This is a genomic window from Vicinamibacteria bacterium (assembly GCA_035570235.1).
Classification (GTDB): domain Bacteria; phylum Acidobacteriota; class Vicinamibacteria; order Fen-336; family Fen-336; genus DATMML01.
In genome coordinates, this window is sequence record DATMML010000111.1 from 42,999 (window position 1) to 61,152 (window position 18,154).

Consider the following 18,154-nt stretch of genomic DNA (forward strand, 5'->3'; position numbering starts at 1 on the left):
CGATGTTTCCATTGACGATGGATCGGGCCCTGGCATAGGCTTTAGGCCCCCCATGCCGCAGATTTTCCACCACAGCACCAACACCCTGTCCCGGGTGAGCATCTTTGGAGCCGTGTTCATGGGAGCGGCGGGCTTGTGGCTGATCCTGGAGATCAACCGCTCGCCCTACGTGACCCGGGCCTTCGAGGCTCGCGAGCAACCTGTGCCCTTCTCCCATGCCCACCACGTCGGCGGCATAGGCATAGAGTGCCGGTACTGTCACACTGCCGTCGACCGGTCCGCGGTGGCGGGCATCCCGCCCACCAAGACGTGCATGAACTGCCACTCCCAGATTTGGTCCCAGAGCCCGACCCTTGAGCCGGTGCGGGCCAGCTTCCGCACCGACACCTCCCTGGAGTGGACGAGGGTGCACGACCTTCCCGACTTCGTCTATTTCAACCACAGCGCCCACGTGAACAAGGGGATCGGCTGCTCGACCTGCCACGGGCGCGTGGATAGGATGCCCCTCACCTGGCAGGTGCATTCGCTGCAGATGGAGTGGTGCCTGGAATGCCACCGGCAGCCCGAGAAATACGTGCGCCCGAAGGCGGAGGTGTACAACATCGCCTACGAGGCCCCCGCCGACCAACTCGAGCGGGGGCGGAGGCTGGTCCGCGAGTACGGCATTCACACCCGCGTCTCTTGCTCGACCTGCCACCGATGAGCATCGATCCCAAGTCCATCCCCTCCGCGCCCATTGAGCTTCTCGGCACGCGCCGAGGTCTGGACGGCCCCGGGGGGCCCCGCTTCTGGAAGAGCCTGGACGAGCTCGCGGAGACCCAGGAATTCCGAGAGTTCGTGCACCGCGAGTTCCCCGAGCAGGCCTCCCAGTTCGAGGACCCCGAAGGCCGGCGCGAGTTCCTCAAGATCATGGGGGCCTCCCTGGCCCTGGCCGGTCTCGGTGCCTGTACCCGCCAACCCCAGGAGACCATCCTCCCCTATGTGAAGCAGCCGGAGCAGGTCGTCCCTGGCCGCTCCCTCTTCTTCGCTAGCGCGGTGACGCTGGGCGGCTACGCCAAGGGCGTGCTGGTAGAGAGCCACGAGGGGCGGCCCACCAAGGTTGAGGGCAACCCCGACCACCCCCAGAGCCTGGGCGCCACCGATGTCTTTGGCCAAGCCCACGTCCTCGGCCTCTACGACCCGGACCGGGCCCAGACCGTGAAGTTCTACGGTGAGGTGCGCACCTGGGCCGTTTTCAACGAGGCCCTGCGCGCCGCCCTCGAGAAACAGCGGGGCAGCCGGGGCGCGGGCCTGCGGTTCCTGAGCGGCACCGTCACCTCCCCGACCCTGCGCACACAGCTGGAGGGGATCCTGGCCGAGTTCCCGGCCGCCCGCTGGCACCAGTACGAGCCGGCCGGCCGGGACAACGTGCGCGCGGGCGCGATCCTGGCCTTCGGCGAACCCGTGGAGGCCCAATACCGGCTGGAGCGGGCGGACGTGATCCTCTCCCTGGACCAGGATTTCGTGGGCAGCGGTCCCGCGAACCTGAGGCTCGTGCGCGAGTTCGCCTCCCGGCGCCGGGTGCAGGGCGAGCGCGCGGAGATGAACCGGCTCTACGTGGTGGAGTCAACGGTCTCCGCGGCGGGTGCGGTCGCCGACCACCGGCTGCCCCTGCGGGCCTCCGAGGTTGAGGGCTTCGCGCGGGCGGTGGCGGCGGCCCTGGGTCTGCCCGTGGAGGGGGGAACCTCCGCCCACGCGGCCTTCATCGCCGCCCTCGCAAAGGATCTCCGCACGCGGGCGGGGGCCTCGCTGGTGATGGCGGGCGAGGGCCAGCCCCCGGCCGTCCACGCCCTGGCCCATGCCATGAACCAGGCGCTCGGCAGCGTCGGCAAGACCGTGGTCTACACGGACCCCCCGGAAGCCAAGAGCGAGGACCAGCTCGCCTCCCTCAAGGAATTGGGGGCAGACATGGAGGCGGGCCGGGTGGAGCTGCTGATCATCCTGGGCAGCAACCCCGTCTACAACGCCCCCGCCGACCTCGAGTTCGCGAGGAGGATGGATAAGGTGGGGCTGCGCATCCACCTCGGGCTCTACGAGGACGAGACGGGGGAACGCTGCCACTGGACCCTGCCCGAGGCCCACCCCCTCGAGGCCTGGAGCGACGCCCGGGCCGTGGACGGCACCGTTTCCATCCTCCAGCCCCTGATCGCACCCCTCTACGGCGGGAGGTCGGCCCACGAGGTCCTGGCCGCCTTTGGGGACCCACCGGACCAGGCGGGCTACGACATCGTGCGCGAGCATTGGCGAGCCCGGGGCCTGGCCGCCGACTTCGAGAAGCGCTGGGCGCGGGCCCTTCACGACGGTGTCGTCGCGGGGTCGGCCCTCCCCGAGAAGCGCGTCACCCTGAAGATCGGCCCGTGGTCGAGGCCGGCCGACGCCGCCCCCGCGGGCGGCCTGGAGATAGTGTTCCGACCCGATCCCAGCGTGTGGGACGGGAGCTTCGCCAACAATGGCTGGCTGCAGGAGTTGCCCAAGCCGCTCACCAAGCTTACCTGGGAGAACGCCGCCCTTCTGAGCCCGGCGACGGCGGCGAGGCTCGGCCTGCCCTCCCCCCAGGAGACGAGCAGGGGCGCGGTGAGCCCGATCATAGAGCTCCAGTACAAAGAGCGCCGGCTGCGGGCCCCGGCCTGGATCGTTCCCGGCCACCCCGACGATTCGGTGACCGTCCACCTTGGCTATGGCCGGACACGGGTGGGACGGGTCGGCAACGGCGCCGGCTTCAGCGCCTACGCCCTCCGCACGAGCGGGGCCCCCTGGTTCGACTCCGGCCTCGAGGTCCGGGGCACCGGCGAGACCACCCGGCTGGCCTGCACCCAGAACCACTGGAGCATGGAGGGCCGGCACCCGGTGCGGGTGGCGGCCACAACCGCCGACTATGACCGGAAACCCCACTTCGCCCGGGAGATGGGCGAGGACCCCCGACCCGGCTCCTCCCTCTTCCCGCCCCACAAGTACGAGGGACACGCCTGGGGCATGGCCATCGACCTGAACGCGTGCGTGGGCTGCAACGCGTGTGTCACCGCCTGCCAGTCCGAGAACAACATCCCGGTGGTGGGCAAGGATCAGGTGGCCCGGGGCCGGGAGATGCACTGGATCCGGGTGGACCGCTACTACGAGGGTGATCCCGGCCGCTCGGAGACCATCGAGGCCTATCACCAGCCCCTCCCCTGCATGCATTGCGAGAACGCCCCCTGCGAGGTGGTGTGCCCGGTGGCGGCGACCGTGCACAGCGACGAGGGGCTCAACGAGATGGTCTACAACCGCTGCGTGGGAACGCGGTACTGCTCCAACAACTGTCCCTACAAGGTGCGCCGCTTCAACTTCTTTCTCTACCAGGATTGGGACACGCCCAGCCTGAAGATGATGCGGAACCCGGACGTGACCGTGCGCAGCCGGGGCGTGATGGAGAAGTGCACGTACTGCGTGCAGCGCATCAACCGGGCCCGCATCGAGGCCAAGAACGAAGGGCGCGGGATCCGGGAGGGGGAGATCAAGACCGCGTGCCAGTCGGTCTGCCCGGCCGAGGCCATCGTGTTCGGGGACGTGAACGACCCCAAGAGCCGGGTCTCCCGGCTCAAGGCCGAGCCCCGGAACTACGGCCTCCTGAGCGAGCTGCAGACCCAGCCCCGCACCACCTACCTGGCGGCCGTGCGCAACCCCAACCCGGAGATCTCCCGTGGGTAGCGCGGAGCAACCGATCATCGGTCCTGGCCACACCTACGGCAGCGTCACCGACAAGATCAGCAGTCTTGTCCTCAAGCGCCGGACCCCGCTCGGCTGGTTCATCGGGGTGAGCATCGCCTCCACCCTGTTCCTGGGCCTCCTCTTCAGCCTGGCCGCCCTCCTCTTAAAAGGGGTCGGCCTCTTTGGTATCACCATCCCCATCGGCTGGGGCTTCGACATCGTCAACTTTGTTTGGTGGATCGGGATCGGCCATGCGGGGACCCTGATCTCCGCCATCCTCCTCCTCCTCCGGCAGGAGTGGCGGACCTCCATCAACCGCTTTGCCGAGGCCATGACCTTGTTCGCGGTGGCCTGCGCAGGCGTCTATCCGATCTTCCACATGGGCCGGCCGTGGGTGGGGGCTTATTGGCTCATGCCCTACCCCAACACCATGGGGCTCTGGCCCAACTTTCGGAGCCCGCTCATCTGGGACGTGTTCGCGGTCTCCACCTACGCCACCGTCTCCGCCCTCTTCTGGTTCGTGGGCCTCATCCCCGACCTGGCCACCCTGCGCGACCGGGCCCGGAGCCGGGCCTGGCAGATCGTCTACGGGATCCTGGCCATGGGTTGGCGCGGGTCGGCCAAGCACTGGCACAACTACGAGACCGCCTACCTCCTGCTGGCCGGGCTGGCCACGCCCCTGGTCGTCTCCGTCCACACCGTAGTGAGCTTCGACTTCGCGGTCGGGGTTGTGCCCGGCTGGCACGCCACAGTCTTCCCGCCCTACTTCGTGGCGGGGGCCGTCTACGGGGGGTTCGCCATGGTTCTCACCCTAGCCATCCCCCTCCGCAAGGCCTATGGGCTCGAGGACTTCATCACCCTCCGCCACCTCGAGAACATGGCCAAGGTGATGATGGCGACCGGCCTGATCGTGGCCTATGGCTACATGATCGAGGCCTTCATGGCCTGGTACAGCGGCAACCCCTACGAGACCTACATGATCTGGAACCGCATGACCGGGCCCTACCGACATATGTACTGGGCCCTGATATTCTGCAACGTCTTCACTCCCAACCTCCTTTGGGTGAAGAACCTCCGCACCAGCGTCCCCTTCCTTTTCGTGGTGTCGTTGGTCGTGAGCGTGGGCATGTGGCTGGAGCGGTTCGTCATCATCGTGACCAGCCTGCACCGCGACTTCTTGCCCTCCTCCTGGGGGATGTACTCGGGGACTTATGTGGATTGGTCCACCTTCGTGGGTACGATCGGGCTCTTCCTGACCCTTCTGTTCCTCTTCGTGCGCTTCCTGCCCGTGATCTCGATCTTCGAGATGCGGACCATCCTCCCCGGGGCCGCGGTGGGGGGGGAGAAGCCGTGAGCGTCCGCCCGCCGATTTACGGTCTGCTGGCCGAGTTCCGCACCGGGGCCGAGGTGGTGGCGGCGGCCCGGGGCGTGCGCGAGGCGGGGTACCGGAGGGTGGACGGCTATTCGCCCTTCCCGATCGAGGAGCTCTCGGAGGCGTTGCACTTCCATAAGTCCCACCTGCCCAAGATCGTCCTCGGGGGCGGCATCCTCGGGGCCTTCGCGGGCTGGGCCCTGCAGTACTGGTCTTCGGTGATCGCCTATCCCCTGAACATCGGGGGGCGGCCCTTCAATGCCTGGCCGGCCTTCATCGTGCCCGCCTTCGAGACCACCATCCTCTTCGCGGCGGGTTCGGCGGTGCTGGGGATGCTGGCCCTAAACGGCCTGCCCCAGCCCTACCACCCGGTCTTTAACGCGCCCCGCTTCGCCCTCGCCACCCGCGACCGCTTCTTCATCTGCGTGGAGGCCACCGATCCCCGGTTCGACCGCGCCGAGACGCGCACGCTCCTGGAGCGCTTGGGTGCGAGCGAGGTCTCGGAGGTGGAGCACTGATGCGCGCGCGCGCGGCTCCCCTCGCGATCGTGGCCGCCCTCATCGGGTGCCGGCAGGACATGCACGACCAACCCCGATACAAGCCGCTCGCGCGCAGCGAGTTTTTCAGCGACCACCGCTCCGCCCGGCCCCTCGTGCCCGGCACCGTGGCCCGCGGCCAGCTCCGGGAGGATCAGGTCCTCTTCACGGGCAAGGAGGGAACGGAGTTCACGAAGACCCTGCCCCTGCCCGTCAGCGCCGACCTCCTGGCCCGGGGCCGGACGCAATTCCAGACCTTCTGCGCGCCCTGCCACGGGGGGGTGGGAAGGGGGGACGGGATGGTCGTGCAGCGCGGCTTCCGGAAGCCCCCCTCCTACCACATTGACCGCCTGCGGGAAACGCCGGTCGGCTACTACTTCGACGTGATCACCAACGGCTTTGGGGCCATGTCCGACTACGCGGCCCAGGTCCCGGTCAAGGACCGCTGGGCGATCGTGGCCTACATCCGGGCCCTCCAGCTCAGCCAGCACGCCACCCTGGGGGACGTGCCCGCCGCGGAGCGCGGCCAGCTTCAGGCGAGCGGGCAATGAGCTCCCCTCCCTTCCCCCTCCCGACCCGCATCGACCGCCTGCAGCAGATCGCCCTCGGGGTGGGCCTCCTGGGCGGCCTCGCCTGCCTCGTTGGCCTCGCGCTCGATCCCCACCAGTTCTTCCGCTCCTACCTCTTCGCCTATCTCTTCTGGGCGGGGGTGGCCGTGGGCTGCATGTCGATCGTGATGATCCACCACCTTTCCGGCGGCTTGTGGGGGCTGGTGATCCGCCGGTTGCTGGAGGCGGGGACACGGACCTTGCTAGTGGTGGCCCTCCTCTTTATCCCCGTGGCCCTGGGCATGGGCCGGCTCTACCCCTGGGTCCACCCCGGGGAAGACAAGCTGCTCCAGTACAAGGCCGTCTACTTGAACGTGCCCTTCTTCCTGGGCCGGGCCGCCTTCTACTTCGCGGCCTGGCTCACGCTCGCCCACTTCCTCAACAAGTGGTCGCGGCAGCTGGACGAGGGGGAGGACCCCAAGGTCTCCCGCCGGCTGCAGGGTCTTTCCGGGGGAGGGCTGATCGTTCTCGGCCTGACCATCACGTTTTCCTCCGTGGACTGGGCCATGTCCCTCGCCCCCCACTGGTTCTCCACCATCTACGGGATGCTATTCATGGTGGGCCAGGTGCTCTCCGCCATGGCTCTCGTGATCGTGCTCCTCGCCTATCTGGGGGGCGAGAAGCCCCTCTCGGAGGCGGTACGCCCGGGCCATGTGCACGACCTGGGCAAGCTGCTCCTGGCCTTTGTAATGCTCTGGGCGTACGTGAACCTCTCCCAGTTCCTGATCACCTGGTCCGGCAACCTAGCGGAGGAAGCCTCCTTCTACATCCACCGGCTGCAGGGCGGCTGGCAGTGGGTGGCCCTGGCCTTGGTGGTCTTCCATTTTGCCCTGCCCTTCCTGCTCCTGCTCTCGCGGGACCTGAAGCGGGACGCCCGCCTCCTGGGACTCCTGGCCGCAGGGGTGTTTCTGGTGCGGTTGCTGGATCTCTATTGGCTGGTCGCCCCCGACCTCACCGGGCACGGTCACGAGGCGGTGGGGCTGGGCGTGGCCGTGCACTGGCTGGATGTGGCCGCGCCCCTGGGGGTGGGAGGGATCTGGCTTTTCTTCTTCGCCCAGGCGCTCCGGGACCGGCCCCTGCTCCCCGTGGGGGATCCGGAGATCCGGGCGCTCCTGGAGGCCCCGGCGGGGGGGACGTCGCGATGACGGAGCAGCCGGCGCCCGGCCATACCGAAGTCGACTTCGAGCGGACCGATGTCGACGCCACCGCCCTCCTCAAGTTCGCCTTCGGGATAGTGGCGGCTACGGGGGCGGTGGTGCTCCTGCTCTGGCGGCTCTATTTCGTCTTCGTGGCTCAGGAGGCGGCCCGGCAACCGGCGCCCCCCGTGATGCGGGCGGACCCCGCGGCGATGGCGCCGGCGGGGCCGAGCCTGCAGCCCCTTCCCTCCCGGGACCTGGCCCGGTTCCGCGCCGAGGAGGACGTCGTCCTCGGCACCTACGGCTGGGTGGACAAGGAGAAGGGCATCGTGCGCATCCCCATCGAACGGGCCATGCGGCTTCTCTCGGAGCGCGGTCTCCCCGCCCCCGCTGCCGCCCCGCCCGTCGCGGCCCCACCCGAGGGCGACCGAGGTCGGGAGTGACAGCGTCGTCCCTGGCCCTGATCCTCTTCCTGGCGGGTATCGCCCCCGCCGGAGGCACCGAGCCGCCCGCCATCCTCAGCGAGATCGGCTTCGACCAGAAGCTCGGCCAGGCCGTGCCCCCCGATCTGGCTTTCCGGGACGAGGGGGGTCGACCCGTCCGCCTCGGCGACTACTTTGGCAGGAAGCCCGTGGTCCTCAACCTCGTCTATTTCGACTGCCCTATGCTCTGCACGGTGAGCTTGAGCGGCCTGGCCAGCGCCCTCGACGTCCTCTCCTTCACCGCCGGCCGGGAGTTCGAGCTCGTGACGATCAGCTTCGATCCGCGCGAGAAACCGGCCCGGGCCGCGGCCGCTAAGAAGGTCCACCTCGAGCGCTATTCCCGCCCGGGGGCGGAGGGGGGCTGGCATTTCCTCACCGGCGACAAGGAGGCCATCGACCGTCTCACCCGCGCGGTGGGCTTCCGCTACGTCTGGGACGAGGAAACCAAGCAGTTCGCCCACCCCGCCGGGCTGCTCGTGCTCACCCCCGAGGGCCGCATCGCCCGCTACCTCTTCGGCATCGAGTACGCGCCCAAGGATCTGCGCCTGGCCCTGGTGGAAGCGGGGGCGGGCCGGGTCGGCACCCCCTTCGACCAGGTCCTGCTCTACTGCTTCAAGTACGACCCCCACCGGGGCCGCTACAGCGCCCAGATCCTGAACCTCGTCCGGCTGGGCGCCGGCCTCACCGTTCTCGCTCTGGGTGCTCTCATCCTCACCCTCCGGCGCCGGGAGAATGACCAGGCTCTCGCCCAGCCCGCGGTCCAGGGTTCATGACGGGATTTCCGCTCTTTCCCGAGCGCGCCTCCACGCTCGCGGGCGAGGTCGACGCCCTCTATCTCTACCTGGTCCTGGTTTCCGTCTTCTTCTCGGTGGGGATCGCCCTCACCCTGATCGTCTTTGCCGTCCGCTTCCGCCGCCGCTCGGAAACGGAATGGCCGGGCGAGATTGAAGGCTCCACCAACCTGGAGCTGACCTGGACCATCATCCCCTTCCTCCTCACGGTGGTGATGTTCGTCTGGGGCGCCCGGGTCTTCTTTCACATGAACCGGCCCCCCGACGACGCCATGGCCGTGAACGTGGTGGGCAAGCGCTGGATGTGGAAGCTCCAGCACCCCACCGGCCAGCGCGAGATCAACGAGCTGCACGTCCCCGTGGGCCGGCCGGTCAAGCTCACCCTGACCTCGGAGGATGTGATCCACAGCTTCTTCGTCCCCGCTTTCCGCATCAAGAAGGACGCGGTGCCCGGACGCTACAGCGTCGCCTGGTTCGAGGCCACCAAGCCGGGAACCTACCATCTCTTCTGCGCGGAGTACTGCGGGACCGAGCACTCCAAGATGATCGGCCGCATCGTGGTCTTGGAGCCGGCCGAATACCAGACCTGGCTAGCGGGCGGACCCGCGCCCGTGTCCCCGGCCGCGGCGGGGGAGAAGCTCTTCACGGAACTGAACTGCATCACCTGCCACCGGGCGGACTCGGGAGGCCGGGGGCCCCTCCTGCAGGGTCTCTTCGGCAAGACCGTGCGGCTGCAGGGCGGGGAGACGGTGGTAGCCGACGAAGCCTACATCCGGGAATCGATCTTGAATCCGGCCGCCAAGATCACGGCCGGCTACCAGCCGATCATGCCCACCTACCTGGGCCAGGTCAGCGAGGAGTCGCTCCTGCAGCTCATTGCCTACCTAAAGTCCCTTTCGCCGCCGTCGGGGGAGGGCGCGCCCCTGCCCGCGGCGGCCGGGGGACCGCCTCCCTCCAAGGCCCGGGCGCGCGAAGACCGGAACCCATGACGACACCGGCCACCGCCCTTCCCAAGGTGCACTACCTCAACGCCGACTATGGGTGGAGGTCGTGGCTCTTCACCACCGACCACAAGCGCATCGCCATCCTGTACCTCGTCTCCATCACCCTCATGTTCTTCCTGGGCGGAGCCTATGCGGTCGTGATCCGCCTGAACCTGCTCGAGCCCACGGGCAGCCTGGTCTCCGCCGAGACCTACAACAAGCTCTTCACCGCCCACGGCGTGATCATGGTCTTCTTCTTCCTGATCCCATCGATCCCGGCGACCCTCGGGAACTTCCTCATCCCCCTCATGATCGGGGCCAAGGATCTGGCCTTCCCCCGTTTGAACCTTCTCTCCTGGTACGTGTACATCGTGGGGGCCGTCTTCACCCTCTACGCTCTGGTGGCGGGGGGGCTCGACACCGGCTGGACCTTCTATACGCCCTACAGCACGGCCTTCGCCAATACCAACGTGATCGCGGCCGGGATCGGCATCTTCATCACCGGTTTCTCCTCCATCCTCACCGGCCTCAACTTCATCGTGACCATCCACAAGATGCGGGCCCCGGGCCTGACCTGGTTCCGTCTCCCCTTATTCGTGTGGGCCCACTACGCGACCTCCCTGGTCCAGATCCTGGGCACCCCCGTCATCGCCATCACCCTCCTGCTCGTGGTCCTGGAGAGGGCCTTCCATTTCGGCTTCTTCGACCCTAACCGGGGGGGCGACCCCGTGCTCTTCCAGCACCTCTTCTGGTTCTACTCCCACCCCGCCGTCTACATCATGATCTTGCCCTCCATGGGGGTGATCAGCGAGCTCGTGACCTGCTTCTCCCGCAAGCGGGTCTTCGGCTACAACTTCATCGCCATGTCCAGCCTGGCCATCGCCGGCCTCGGCTTCCTGGTCTGGGCCCACCACATGTTCGTGGCCGGAATCTCGGTCTATTCGGCCATGATCTTCTCCGCCCTCAGCTTCCTGGTGGCCATCCCCTCCGCGATCAAGGTCTTCAACTGGACGGCCACCCTATTCCGGGGCTCGGTCTCCTGGCAGACCCCGATGCTGTACGCATTCGGGTTCATCGGTCTCTTCACGATCGGGGGGCTCACCGGGCTCTTCCTGGCCAGCCTCGGCATCGACGTCCACGTGACCGACACCTACTTCGTGATCGCCCACTTCCACTACATCATGGTGGGGGGAGCCATCATGGGCTACCTCGGAGGCCTGCACTACTGGTGGCCGAAGATGACGGGCCGCCTCTACCCGGAGTGGTGGGCGCGGGTCTCGGCGGTGGTGGTCTTCCTGGGATTCAACCTCACCTTCCTTCCCCAGTTCATCCTCGGCTACCTGGGCATGCCCCGCCGCTACCACGCCTATCCGCCTGAGTTCCAGGTCCTGAACGTCATGTCCTCGGCGGGGGCCTCGATCCTGGGCGTGGGCTACCTGATCCCGATGGTCTACCTGGCCTGGTCCATGCGCTACGGCAAGGTCGCGCCCGCCAATCCCTGGCCCGCCACCGGCCTCGAGTGGCAGACCACCTCTCCGCCCCCCACGGAGAACTTCTCCCGGACACCGGTGGTGCACGAAGAGGTTTACGACTACTCGGGTCCCCCCAAGGAGGCCGCCCTTGTCTGAGGCGCAGGCGGGCACCCTCGCCCATCACTTCGCGGACCTCGAGCAGCAGAGGGAGGCTTCCGCCCTCGGCATGTGGGTCTTCCTGGTGACGGAGCTCCTTTTCTTCGGCGGCCTGTTCTCGATCTATTCCGTTTACCGGCACTCGTACTACGAAGCGTTCTCCGCGGGCAGCCACCACCTCTCCTGGAGGCTCGGGTTCATCAACACCCTCGTCCTCATTGGCAGCAGCTTCACGATGGCTATGGCCGTCTACTCGGCGGCCACGGGGAGGCGCGCCCGCATCGTGCTTTTCCTGATCCTCACCATCCTCCTGGGTTCCGTCTTCCTGGGCGTGAAAGTCGTGGAGTACGCGGAGAAGATCGGCCCCTGCCTGGGGGACGGGCCCCACGCGGGGTGCCTCCTACCCGGGCCCCGCTTCGACGGCGAGGTCCTCCACCTGGAGGGGGAGCGGGCACGGGAGGCCCAGATCTACTTCTCGCTCTACTTTGGGATGACCGGCCTGCACGCGACCCACATGATCATCGGCATCCCCATCCTCGGCATCATCGCCCGTATGGCCTACCGCGGGCGCTTCCGCCCCGAGTGGCACACCCCCGTGGAGCTGGTCGGGCTCTACTGGCACTTCGTGGACATCGTGTGGATCTTCCTCTTCCCCCTCCTTTATCTCATCGGGCACCACTGACATGTCGCGCCCCCACGTCGTTTCCTGGCCGAGCTACTTGGGCGTCTTCCTCGTCCTTGCCGCCCTCACCGCGGCCACGGTCTGGGCGGCGGGGCAGGACTTTGGCTCCTTCAACACCATGGTGGCCCTCACCATCGCGGTCGTGAAGGCCACCCTGGTCGTTCTCTACTTCATGCATCTCCGCTACAGCCCCCGGCTGACCATCCTCGTGGTCTTCATGGGCTTCGTGTGGTTGGCCATCCTGATTCTGCTCACCATGAGCGACTACCTGAGCCGGGGCTGGTCGATCGTCACCCGCTAGACGTCGATCACTCCCGCTCCCCGCTTCCGCCGGGCGCGCGGCAAGCGGGCCGGGCGGCCGCCGTCACATAATCGTCACGGAGCTCCCCTACTGTGGAAGGTCTCCCCGGCCCCCAGAGGTACCGAAGATGCGTTTGCTACCGCGAGTCGTGCTCCTCACCGTAGCCACCGGCGTCGCGCTCTTCGGCCGGCCGGCCGCGAGCGAGCCGATCCGGGGCGTGGGGGCGGCCCTGCCCAAGGCCGTCTACGCGGAGTGGGCGCGGAGCTTCGAGGCCAAGACGCATGTCGCGGTCTCGTATTCGGCGGTGTCGCCTACGGCGGCCCTCGGCGAGCTCGCCACCGGCCACGCGAATTTTGGCGCCTCCGAAGTGCCCCTCCTGGTGGAGCAGCTCGCGGCCAAGGGCCTCGTACAGTTCCCGACCGTCATCGGCGGCGTCGTTCCCGTGGCCAACGTTCCCGGTGTCGCCCCGGGGACGCTCAAGCTCACCGGCCTCCTGCTCGCCGACATCTTCCTGGGAAAGGTCAAGACCTGGGACGACCCCGCGATCAAGGCATTGAACGGGGAGTTGGACCTGCCCAGTCGGTCCATTAGAGTGGTTCATCCCACGGAGGCCTCGGGGTCGACCTATATCTTCACCACCTACTTGTCGAGCGTGAGCCCGGAGTGGAAGCGTCGCGTCGGCCGGGGCTTCACCGTGGTCTGGCCAGTGGGAGAGGAGCGGGCAGCAACCGTGGAGCTCGGGTCCTTCGTCCGGAAGACGTTCGGAGCCGCTGGTTTCGTCGACTTCGCCACTGCTGCGGACGAGGGTCTGCCCCGGACGAAAATGCGGAATCGGGAAGGGGAGTTCGTCACTCCAAACCCCGTCTCCTTCCAGGCCGCGGCTGCCAACGCCCCCTGGGAGTCGGCGGCCGCCTTCGGCCTCCTCCTCGTGGATGTTCCCGGACGCGGGTGCTGGCCGTTGACGGCGCCGGTTTTCGCGCTCGTGCCCCATGCGCCGAAAGACTCGAACCAAGCCCTGGAGGTGCTCCGGTTCTTCGACTGGGCTTTCAAGAACGGAGCCCGGATCGCCAGCGAGGCTGGATATGTGGCCCTGCCCCCCCCGGTGACGGCGCTGGTCGAGAAGGCCTGGATGCGTCAGGTGAAGGACGCCCGCGGGACCTCCATCTGGACGGGCCCCGGACCGGGCGGCAACTGAGCCGAACCCGGTGAGGGGCCCCGGACGGAGGGTCTCCTAGGGCAAGGCGGGCGGGCGGCGCGGGCCCTAGAGCCCGCTGCGGGCGGAGGGCAGTTGGGAGAGCCCCCCCGCGGAACCGTCGAGGGAGCCCTGGAGGATGATGCGACCGGAGGGGACCTCGTTCATGCGCCGGAGGATCAGCCACAGCCCGATCATCAGGACGAGGAGGACCACGAGCAGGGGCAGAAGCCACTGGGTCTTGTCGCGCTTGTTCCGGTGCCGGTGCTTGCGCCTCCGACGCATCCCGCTGCCTTCCCCGAGCTCGGCGGCCGCGTCGGTCGAGTCGCTCGAGAGGCCGGTCGCGGGGTCGTTCTCGGAGAGGGAGGGGGCGGACACGGGAAGGGGAGGTGGCAGCTCGCGGCGGATCTCGTCCAGATCGCCCGCCATGACCCACTCGGACAGCCCCGGGTGCCAGATCAGCGTCGTCTCGGGAATCTCACCGGCCAGGATGAGGTCGACCAGGCGAGAGACGTCCACCGGGCCGTGGCGCCGCCCCCCGTGGGCATAGAACCATCGCGAGGCGGCAGCACCCTCAGCCATGTGATTGGACGCTGCTAGAGATTAGCGAGCGGGAGGGCCCTGTCAAGGGGCACTCCCCGGAGGGCGCCCGGAGAGGGGGGCGCCCCGAGGCCCCTCACCCTCCCGTCCCGCCGACAATCTCGAAGGACGTCTTGAAGTCGAGGTCCGGCCTCAGGCTGTGCCAGACCGAGCAGTATTTTTCCCGGGAGAGGGACAAGGCCCGCTCCAGCTTTTCCGCGGGGATGTCGCCCGTGACCGCGAAGTGCAGGGTCACGGTCACGAGCCGCTTGGGGTCTTCGCGAGCGCGTTCGCCGATGAGGTGCGCGTGCACGGCTCGGGGGTCCAGGCGCCCCTTCTTCAGGATGTGGACGACATCGATGGCCATGCAGCCGGCCAGGCTGAGGGCCAGGGCCTCCACGGGGGTCGGCCCCGCCTGGCCCGCGCTGTCCAGGATCATCTCCACGGAGCCCGTGCGCCCCGCGAAGCGCAGGTCTCCCCGCCAATCGAGATCCACGGTCACGGGGGCGGTCATGGCGTGGTCTAAGGGGCCTCCCAGAGCGGTCTCAAGCGGGTACGGGGGGGAAGAGTCCCAGGCGCTGCCGGATCTCCGCCTGCACCTCCGGCGGCGGCCGGGTGCCGTCGGCCACCACCACCAGTTCCTTGCGCCGGAACAGGTCGAGGATGGGCCGGGTCTGGCCGTGGTAGTCGGCCAGGCGGTCGCGCACCGCCTGCAGAGTATCGTCCGGCCGCGTGACCAGCCTCCCCCCGCAGACGTCGCAGGTGTCGGGCCGGGCGGGTCGGTGGTGGATCAGGTTGAAGTCGAGCCCGCAGCTCGAGCAGAGGCGGCGGCTCAGGACGCGCTCGAGGACGACCATGTCCGGGACCTCGAGGAGGATCACGGCGTCGATGTCGTAGGCCTCCAGGAAGAACTCGGCCTGGGTCCGGTCCCGGGGGAAGCCGTCCAGGACGAAGCCGTAGTTCCAGTCGTGCTGGTCGAGACGGGTCCTTATCACCTCGGAGACGAGCTCGTCCGGGACCAGCTCCCCCGCGGCCACGCTGCGCTTCACGCGGGCCCCCAGTTTCGTGTGGTGCTGGATGTTCCAGCGCAGGATGTCGCCCACGCTGATGTGGACGAGGTCGAAGGCCTCGGCCAGCATCTTGGCCTGGGTGCCCTTGCCGCTCCCCTGGGCTCCCATGACGATGTATTTCCGCATCGGCACCCCCCCGGACGATCGCCCCTGCCCCGAGGGAGCGCTCGTCGGCTCCGGACTTCCTTCCTCCCGGAGGAGGGCGGCGCGAGCCCCGCTCCGGCGCCCCTCGCCTAGAACGACAACCGGGCCGCCAGCTGGAGGTTCCGCGGGCCCCCCCCGCCCAGGAACGGGTTGCCCGAGCCCACGTCCGGCGTCGCAGTCAAGGGCAGGAACCCCGTCCCCCGGTTGGTCGCGGGCGCGATCCCGTTCTGCAGGTAGTCCACGATGAAGCCGGGGAGCAGGGGGTTGCTGAAGTTCGGGTGGTTGAAGACGTTGAAGACGTCCAACCGAATCTGCAGCCGCGCGCGATCGCCTAGGGCGTTGTTCTTGACCAGGGAGAGATCGACGTTGCGGTAGTGCGGACCCACGAAAGCGTTCCGCCCCAGATTCCCGATGTGCTGGCCACCCGCGCAGCCTCCCGACCCGTCGGGATTGCAGGGGGCCTGGAAGGCGGAGAGGTTCAGGAAGCGGCTGGGTCCCCCCGTGCCCGCGAAGGGATCGCCCACCAGGTCGGGGCGGCCGAAGAACTCGCCCGTACCGTTGTGGTCCCCTTCGAAGTTCTCGTTGATGTTGAAGGGCTGCCCGCTGGCCAGGGTCACGACCCCGTTCACGGACCAGCCGGAGGTGAGCCAGTGCCCCTTGGCCGAACCCAGATCCCAGGTGAAGAACCAGGTGAAGCGGTGGCGGCTGTCGAAGTTGCAGGGGCCCATCTCGCGCTCCGGGTGGCGGGAATCGTCGGGCTGGGTGGCGTTGGGGACGTAGTCCTGGCCGTCGCTCGCGTTGTCGGTGCACTTGGAGAGGGTGTAGTTCATGGTGGAGACGAGCCCGTGCCAGTCGCGTAGCTTGAGGCTCGCCTGCAGCGCGTTGTAGCGGGAGCTGGCACTGGATTCGAACTGGTTGATGTAGACGAAGGCAGGGAAGGGGCGGACGCCGGTGGCGGGATCCGCCTGGTTGATGTCCCGGTAGCGGAACAGATGCCTTCCCTGCGAGCCCACGTAGCCCACCTGGATCGCGGCCCGGCGCCCGAGCTGTTGCTGGACGTTCGCGTTGTAGTTGAAGACGTAGGGCGTCACGAGCTTCTGGTCCACGGTAAAGACGTCCGTGGCCGCGAAGCTCGCGGGGTCGAATGCGGGGCCCCCCGGGGTCAGGGTCACGGGGGAGAAGCTGAAGAGGATCTTGTTGTAGGCGGGGCCGGGGTTGAAGGTGTTGAAGGGCAGCTGGCCCACAAAGAAGTCCTGAGAGAAGGAGTCATAGTAGATCCCCCCGCCCGCGCGCAGCACGGTCTTGCCGTCTCCCTTGGTGTCCCAAGCCACGCTCGCCCGGGGGGAGACGTTGCCCCAGTCCTTCGGATAGAGCTGGGTGACGGGCTTCACGCTGGCGGTGGCGGTGTCGAAGATGCTGAAGCGGCTTTGCTGCTCGCCGATGACGCCGTAGTAGTCCCAGCGCAGGCCGAGGTTCAGGGTCACCCGCCGGCTCACTCGATAGCTGTCTTGGGCGTACAAGCCGTGGCTGCTCTGGAAGGTGTCGCGGTTGGAGTCGCCCTGGGCCTGCCGTCCGCCGTCCACCTTGCCCGCGATGAAGTCGTCGAGGCTGTTGAAGCTGAGCTTCCCGCGATAGCCGTTGTCGAAGTACTGGCTCACCGTCGTCCGGCGGAACTCGTAGCCGAATTTGAAGCTGTGCCCGCCCGTGTTGTAGGAGAGGTTCGCGAAGGCCTGGTAGTTCTGGTCCGTGCGTCCCCGCGGCACGGAGGTATTGGCCCCCAGGGTGGCGTAGCCGGAGACGCTGATGAGGGGCAGGCCGAAGTCCCGGGGATCGCTCACCGTGTTGAGGCCGATGGAGCGCGGGTCGAAGCCGCCGTCTTGGGGGGAGAAGCTCTCCACGAAGCGGTTGTAGCCGCCGCGGAGCTCGAGGAGGACCCTCGGCGAGAACACGTGCGTCAGGGAGCCGGAGGCCAGGTTCACGGTGGTGGGGGTGACGGTGTTGTAGCCGGGCAGGCCCCCTCCCCCCACCAGGGCCAGGGGAAAGCTCTGGTCGCTGTGTCCGTAGAAGTAGCGGAGGGTGAGCAGGTCGCTGTCGCGAAAGTGATGGTCGACCTTCGCGATCAGGCTGCCCACGTCGTTCGTGAAGTTGGTCGCGGCCTGGAGGTTGTTGCCGCTCGCGTCGGGGGCCTGGTTCGGGGCCGGCCATGGGTTACGGGCGAGGAGGTTGGCGATCACGGGGTTGATCACGCCCCCGTTCGCGGCCCGGGAAGCCGCGATCTCGTCCGCGGTGGGGACGCGGGCGGGGCTGGGGATCCCCCCCTTCTCCCGCTGGCCCTCGTAGGCCAAGAAGAAGAAGGTGTGGTCCTTGACGAGGGGACCGCCCAAGGAGGCCCCGAACTGGTTGTTGCGGAACTGGTTCTTGGGGTTGGGCGCGGTGTTGAAGAAGTTCCGGGCCCCCAGGGAGTCGTTGCGGAAGTATTCGAAGGCGCTGCCGTGGAGGTCGTTGGTCCCAGATTTGGTGACGATGTTCACGATCGCGCCCGCATTGCGCCCGTACTCGGCCTCCGCTCCGGAGAGGATAGGGAACTCCTCCACCGCGTCCACGGGCAGGATGGTGGCGGGCGTTCCGAAGACGCCCGCCTCGTTGATGGCGGGATCGTTTCGATACCCGTCGTTCATGTCCGTGCCGTCGAGCAGGTAGTTGTTGGACCGGCCGCGGTTGCCGTTGACGCTCAGATAGCCGAAGGAGCCCGGCGAGTCCGAGACGCCCGCCGGGTCGGCGTTGGCACCAGGCACGAGGCTCATCAGGTGGGTGAAGTCCCGGCCGCTCAGGGGGAGCTCGGAAGCCTGTTCGCCCTGGATCGTGCCCCCCTGGACGTTGTGGGTCGTGTCGACGATCGGGATCTGGGCGATGACCTCGAGATTCTC

General features: G+C 67.9%; 17 protein-coding genes. 13 read left to right on the plus strand and 4 right to left on the minus strand.

What is annotated here, in order from left to right:
* Positions 1-52: 52 nt before the first annotated feature.
* The 13 genes from VN461_20680 (at position 53) to pstS (ending at position 13,437) form a co-directional block, all read left to right on the plus strand.
* Positions 53-703 (plus strand): cytochrome c3 family protein, encoded by a 651-nt coding sequence (locus VN461_20680; GenBank protein ID HXB57192.1) that lies wholly within the window; start codon positions 53-55, stop codon positions 701-703.
* On the plus strand, positions 700-3,723 hold the full coding sequence (locus VN461_20685; GenBank protein HXB57193.1) for a TAT-variant-translocated molybdopterin oxidoreductase: 3,024 nt from the start codon (positions 700-702) through the stop codon (positions 3,721-3,723). Before VN461_20680 ends, VN461_20685 begins: the two co-directional genes overlap by 4 nt.
* Positions 3,716-5,077 carry an NrfD/PsrC family molybdoenzyme membrane anchor subunit gene (gene nrfD, locus VN461_20690; protein ID HXB57194.1) on the plus strand — a complete coding sequence of 454 codons (1,362 nt, stop codon included), beginning with the start codon at positions 3,716-3,718 and terminating at the stop codon, positions 5,075-5,077. The genes VN461_20685 and nrfD overlap by 8 nt, the downstream gene beginning before the upstream one ends.
* Complete coding sequence (locus VN461_20695; GenBank protein HXB57195.1) at positions 5,074-5,613, plus strand: DUF3341 domain-containing protein; 540 nt, start codon at positions 5,074-5,076, stop codon at positions 5,611-5,613. The genes nrfD and VN461_20695 overlap by 4 nt, the downstream gene beginning before the upstream one ends.
* Complete coding sequence (locus tag VN461_20700) at positions 5,613-6,182, plus strand: cytochrome c (GenBank protein ID HXB57196.1); 570 nt, start codon at positions 5,613-5,615, stop codon at positions 6,180-6,182. The genes VN461_20695 and VN461_20700 overlap by 1 nt, the downstream gene beginning before the upstream one ends.
* On the plus strand, positions 6,179-7,384 hold the full coding sequence (locus VN461_20705) for a hypothetical protein (protein HXB57197.1): 1,206 nt from the start codon (positions 6,179-6,181) through the stop codon (positions 7,382-7,384). The genes VN461_20700 and VN461_20705 overlap by 4 nt, the downstream gene beginning before the upstream one ends.
* On the plus strand, positions 7,381-7,818 hold the full coding sequence (locus VN461_20710) for a hypothetical protein (GenBank protein ID HXB57198.1): 438 nt from the start codon (positions 7,381-7,383) through the stop codon (positions 7,816-7,818). The genes VN461_20705 and VN461_20710 overlap by 4 nt, the downstream gene beginning before the upstream one ends.
* The gene (locus tag VN461_20715) at positions 7,815-8,630 is read left to right on the plus strand and encodes an SCO family protein (GenBank protein ID HXB57199.1); all 816 of its coding nucleotides are present in this window, start codon (positions 7,815-7,817) and stop codon (positions 8,628-8,630) included. Before VN461_20710 ends, VN461_20715 begins: the two co-directional genes overlap by 4 nt.
* Positions 8,627-9,637, plus strand: a complete 1,011-nt coding sequence (gene coxB, locus VN461_20720; protein HXB57200.1) for a cytochrome c oxidase subunit II — start codon at positions 8,627-8,629, stop codon at positions 9,635-9,637. Before VN461_20715 ends, coxB begins: the two co-directional genes overlap by 4 nt.
* Positions 9,634-11,259, plus strand: coding sequence for a cytochrome c oxidase subunit I (gene ctaD, locus VN461_20725; protein HXB57201.1), 1,626 nt, complete (start codon positions 9,634-9,636; stop codon positions 11,257-11,259). Before coxB ends, ctaD begins: the two co-directional genes overlap by 4 nt.
* The gene (locus VN461_20730) at positions 11,252-11,941 is read left to right on the plus strand and encodes a cytochrome c oxidase subunit 3 family protein (GenBank protein ID HXB57202.1); all 690 of its coding nucleotides are present in this window, start codon (positions 11,252-11,254) and stop codon (positions 11,939-11,941) included. The genes ctaD and VN461_20730 overlap by 8 nt, the downstream gene beginning before the upstream one ends.
* Before the next feature lies 1 nt (position 11,942).
* A complete protein-coding gene (locus VN461_20735) occupies positions 11,943-12,242 on the plus strand; it encodes a cytochrome C oxidase subunit IV family protein (GenBank protein HXB57203.1) in 300 nt (99 codons plus the stop codon).
* A 127-nt stretch (positions 12,243-12,369) separates the two neighbouring features.
* Positions 12,370-13,437, plus strand: coding sequence for a phosphate ABC transporter substrate-binding protein PstS (pstS, locus tag VN461_20740; protein HXB57204.1), 1,068 nt, complete (start codon positions 12,370-12,372; stop codon positions 13,435-13,437).
* Positions 13,438-13,503: 66 nt separating this feature from the next.
* Here the strand turns inward: pstS and VN461_20745 are convergent, their stop codons facing one another.
* The 4 genes from VN461_20745 to VN461_20760 form a co-directional block, all read right to left on the minus strand.
* A complete protein-coding gene (locus VN461_20745; GenBank protein ID HXB57205.1) occupies positions 13,504-14,016 on the minus strand; it encodes a DUF4339 domain-containing protein in 513 nt (170 codons plus the stop codon).
* 94 nt (positions 14,017-14,110) lie between these two features.
* On the minus strand, positions 14,111-14,527 hold the full coding sequence (locus tag VN461_20750; GenBank protein ID HXB57206.1) for an OsmC family protein: 417 nt from the start codon (positions 14,525-14,527) through the stop codon (positions 14,111-14,113).
* Positions 14,528-14,558: 31 nt separating this feature from the next.
* A complete protein-coding gene (locus VN461_20755) occupies positions 14,559-15,209 on the minus strand; it encodes a nucleoside monophosphate kinase (protein HXB57207.1) in 651 nt (216 codons plus the stop codon).
* A gap of 107 nt (positions 15,210-15,316) precedes the next feature.
* Positions 15,317-18,154, minus strand: a 2,838-nt coding sequence (locus VN461_20760) for a hypothetical protein (protein ID HXB57208.1), incomplete at its 5' end; no start/stop codon positions are given.

Bases quoted from the DNA above. Each gene is read 5' to 3' on its own strand.
- VN461_20680 (HXB57192.1), top strand. From the start codon at position 53: ATGCCGCAGATTTTCCACCACAGCACCAACACCCTGTCCCGGGTGAGC.
- VN461_20685 (HXB57193.1), top strand. From the start codon at position 700: ATGAGCATCGATCCCAAGTCCATCCCCTCCGCGCCCATTGAGCTTCTC.
- VN461_20700 (HXB57196.1), top strand. From the start codon at position 5,613: ATGCGCGCGCGCGCGGCTCCCCTCGCGATCGTGGCCGCCCTCATCGGG.
- VN461_20705 (HXB57197.1), top strand. From the start codon at position 6,179: ATGAGCTCCCCTCCCTTCCCCCTCCCGACCCGCATCGACCGCCTGCAG.
- VN461_20710 (HXB57198.1), top strand. From the start codon at position 7,381: ATGACGGAGCAGCCGGCGCCCGGCCATACCGAAGTCGACTTCGAGCGG.
- coxB (HXB57200.1), top strand. From the start codon at position 8,627: ATGACGGGATTTCCGCTCTTTCCCGAGCGCGCCTCCACGCTCGCGGGC.
- ctaD (HXB57201.1), top strand. From the start codon at position 9,634: ATGACGACACCGGCCACCGCCCTTCCCAAGGTGCACTACCTCAACGCC.
- VN461_20735 (HXB57203.1), top strand. From the start codon at position 11,943: ATGTCGCGCCCCCACGTCGTTTCCTGGCCGAGCTACTTGGGCGTCTTC.
- pstS (HXB57204.1), top strand. From the start codon at position 12,370: ATGCGTTTGCTACCGCGAGTCGTGCTCCTCACCGTAGCCACCGGCGTC.
- VN461_20745 (HXB57205.1), bottom strand. From the start codon at position 14,016: ATGGCTGAGGGTGCTGCCGCCTCGCGATGGTTCTATGCCCACGGGGGG.
- VN461_20750 (HXB57206.1), bottom strand. From the start codon at position 14,527: ATGACCGCCCCCGTGACCGTGGATCTCGATTGGCGGGGAGACCTGCGC.
- VN461_20755 (HXB57207.1), bottom strand. From the start codon at position 15,209: ATGCGGAAATACATCGTCATGGGAGCCCAGGGGAGCGGCAAGGGCACC.